The following is a 3107-nucleotide window of genomic DNA, read 5'->3' as shown; positions in this document are numbered from 1 at the left end:
ATCCAGTTCTGAGGTGGATGAACGGAGTTCTGAGGTGGATGAACGGAGTTCTGAGGTGGATGAATCCAGTTCTGAGGTGGATGAACGGAGTTCTGAGGTGGATGAACGGAGTTCTGAGGTGGATGAACGGAGTTCTGAGGTGGATGAACTAGATTCTAACTCTCCCCTGCCCCTTGTCCCCTTGTACTGAGCGCAGTCGAAGTATGCCCCTTTGCCTCCACTCTCCCTGATTTCCTGCAACTTGATTTTAAGGCTGGCTTTTTCAGCTAGGATTCGCTAAACTCACGCATATTAAATTTGCAATTAAATATTTTCAATTAGCAACTGCCAGAAGACTAGGATACCGATGTGGGAAACAAAATACAATTCATAGATAGACTGCGATTGGGTTTCGCGGTGTCAGTGGCAAAAAGTGTGACGTTTATAGTGCGATCGCTCCGTCTGGGTGCTGCTAGTGTATTACCAGGCTCGATAGCTCGTCGCATTGAACCCAGACTCTTACAATTATTGAGTCAGCAAGTTAAAAACGGAGTGATTTTAATTGCTGGTACTAACGGCAAAACCACTACAGCGCTGCTTTTATGCACAATCCTAGAACGCAAGGGTTTTCGTGTCACTCATAATTCTACAGGTGCAAATCTGGAAAATGGCTTGATGACGGCGCTGTTAGAAAGCACCAACTTACTAGGTACGCTAAATACTGATTACGCCATTTTGGAAGTTGATGAAAATATTGTACCAAGAGTATTAGCACCACTCCAGCCGCGAATCATTCTCTGTTTAAACTTGTTCCGCGACCAACTCGATAGGTACGGGGAGGTAGACACAATTAGTAAGCGTTGGACAAAAGTTATTTCTACCCTACCACCAGAAACGGTAGTAATTCCCAATGCTGATGACCCAACTTTATCTAATCTCGGTCAGCAGTTACCCCAACGGGTGTTATTCTTTGGCTTGAATGAACCAGAACATTATCTAGAAGCAATTCCTCACGCTGTTGATTCTATTTATTGCCCCAAATGTGGACACTCCCTAGATTACAAAGGTGTTTATTTGTCTCATTTGGGAGATTTTACTTGTCCCAAGTGTGGTTTTAGTAAAAGTAAACCGACTCTCGAAAGTAGTGAATGGTCGCAAATTCTAGTTGGTTTGTACAACAAATATAATACTTTGGCGGCTGCTACTGCGGCTATTGAGTTGGGAGTTGATGAAGTAACAATCAGAGATACTATTAATACCTTCCAAGCTGCGTTTGGTCGGGCTGAAGATTTAGTAATTAACGGTAAACGAGTGCGAATATTGTTATCAAAAAATCCTGTGGGGACGAATGAAACCATTCGCGTAGTTACTCAAAGCACAGATAAAACCACATTGCTGGTATTGAACGATCGCACGCCCGATGGTACTGATGTATCCTGGATTTGGGACGTAGATACCGAGAAATTAGTCGAACGCGGCGGGACTTTAGTAGTGAGTGGCGATCGCGTCTACGATATGGCACTACGTCTACGTTACAGCCAAAAGTCCCCTGAGAGTAACTTAAATTTAATTGTCGAAGAAGATTTGCGACAAGCGATCGCAACTGCATTAGAGCATACACCAGAGAATGAAACCTTGCATATTCTACCCACCTACTCAGCCATGTTAGAAGTGCGAGAAGTTCTAACTGGTCGGAAAATTCTTTAAATTTGTCATTTGTCATTTGTCATTTGTCATTGGTCATTTGTAATCGTCCCATTTCTCATTCCCTAAATTTATGAGTTCTCAAAATTTAGAATTAACAATTGGTTGGTTGTACCCGACGCTGATGAGTACTTATGGCGATCGCGGTAATGTAATTACTATAGAACGTCGCGCTCAATGGCGGGGATACGATGTTAAAGTGTTACCCTTAGATCAAAATTCTACAGCCGCAGATATTAAAACTGTCGATGTAATCGTAGGTGGTGGCGCACAAGACCGTCAGCAAGAAATTGTTATGCGTGATTTGCAAGGTGCGAAAGCTGATGCAATGCGCGACAAAATCGAAAATGGCACACCAGGAGTATTTACTTGTGGTTCACCCCAATTACTGGGACATTATTATGAACCGGGTTTGGGGCAACGGATTGAAGGTTTGGGGATACTCGATTTAGTTTCCGTGCATCCTGGTGAAAATACTAAGCGCTGTATTGGTAACTTGGTAATTGAAGTGACAGCCTCACGTCTGGCGCGAGATTTAAAAGAGATGACAGGTAGCACACCTTATTTGGTAGGCTTTGAAAATCACGGCGGACGCACCAAGTTGGGAAAAGTGGAAGCATTGGGGCGAGTGGTGTACGGTTTGGGAAATAATGGTGAAGATGGGACAGAAGGAGCATTTTATCAGAATGCGATCGCTACTTATTCTCACGGGCCATTGTTACCAAAAAATCCCTTCGTCGCCGATTGGTTAATTCAAACAGCGCTGCGGCTAAAGTATCAGCAGGAAATTACCTTAAAACCTTTTGACGATAGCCTCGCTGCACAAGCACGAGAAGCGATGTTTAAGAGATTGAAAGTCAGTTTACCAAATCCTACGGCGGCGAAAGTTTAACTTTAGTCCCCTGATTAAGCCTCTCTCCGTGTCGGGGAGAGGTTTGGAGAGGGGTCAAATTTGACATAATAAAGCGGGGGAAAAGCATGACTCAAACCTTAGCCAAACAAGTAACATTTGATGAATTTATCGCCTGGTATCCCGAATCTTCAGACAGGCATTATGAACTACATGATGGGGTAATTGTTGAAATGCCTAAGCCAACAGGGAAGCACTCAGAGATAGCTGGGTTTATAAATGGTTCTTTGTTTATTGAAATCACCCGTTTGTCAATCCCTTGCTTTATCCCTAAAGAATGCGTCATCAAGTCACTTAACACTGATTCCGCTTATGAACCAGATGTCATTGTTCTTGATAGACAAGCTCTCAGCAACGAACCACGCTGGAAAAAAGAATCTATCATTACGCTGGGTAGTTCCGTCAAGTTGGTTGTAGAAGTTGTTTCAACCAACTGGAGTGATGATTATGCTTTGAAGCTAGAAGATTACGAGTCTTTGGGTATTCCTGAATATTGGATTGTAGACTATCTAGG

The 3107-nt window shown here is 43.2% G+C and carries 4 protein-coding genes; all 4 read left to right on the top strand.

Going from position 1 to position 3107, the window contains the following annotated elements; all coding sequences use genetic code 11:
* On the top strand, positions 1–190 hold a 190-nt coding region (locus IQ229_RS20795), incomplete at its 5' end, for a hypothetical protein (RefSeq protein WP_194046976.1).
* A gap of 158 nt (positions 191–348) precedes the next feature.
* Positions 349–1686 carry a MurT ligase domain-containing protein gene (locus IQ229_RS20790; protein WP_194046974.1) on the top strand — a complete coding sequence of 446 codons (1338 nt, stop codon included), beginning with the start codon at positions 349–351 and terminating at the stop codon, positions 1684–1686.
* A 70-nt stretch (positions 1687–1756) separates the two neighbouring features.
* Positions 1757–2575 (top strand): type 1 glutamine amidotransferase, encoded by an 819-nt coding sequence (locus tag IQ229_RS20785; protein ID WP_194046972.1) that lies wholly within the window; start codon positions 1757–1759, stop codon positions 2573–2575.
* Between the two features lie 86 nt (positions 2576–2661).
* Positions 2662–3107: Uma2 family endonuclease (locus IQ229_RS20780; RefSeq protein WP_194046970.1), on the top strand; the 446-nt coding region annotated here is incomplete at its 3' end.

The organism is Nostoc cf. edaphicum LEGE 07299 (assembly GCF_015207245.1).
GTDB lineage: Bacteria > Cyanobacteriota > Cyanobacteriia > Cyanobacteriales > Nostocaceae > Nostoc > Nostoc edaphicum_B.
Note: the sequence above shows the minus strand (reverse complement) of the source record. Positions and strands in the feature narration are given on the sequence as shown.

Coding starts and splice junctions, on each gene's coding strand:
- IQ229_RS20785 (WP_194046972.1), top strand. CDS start 1,757: ATGAGTTCTCAAAATTTAGAATTAACAATTGGTTGGTTGTACCCGACG.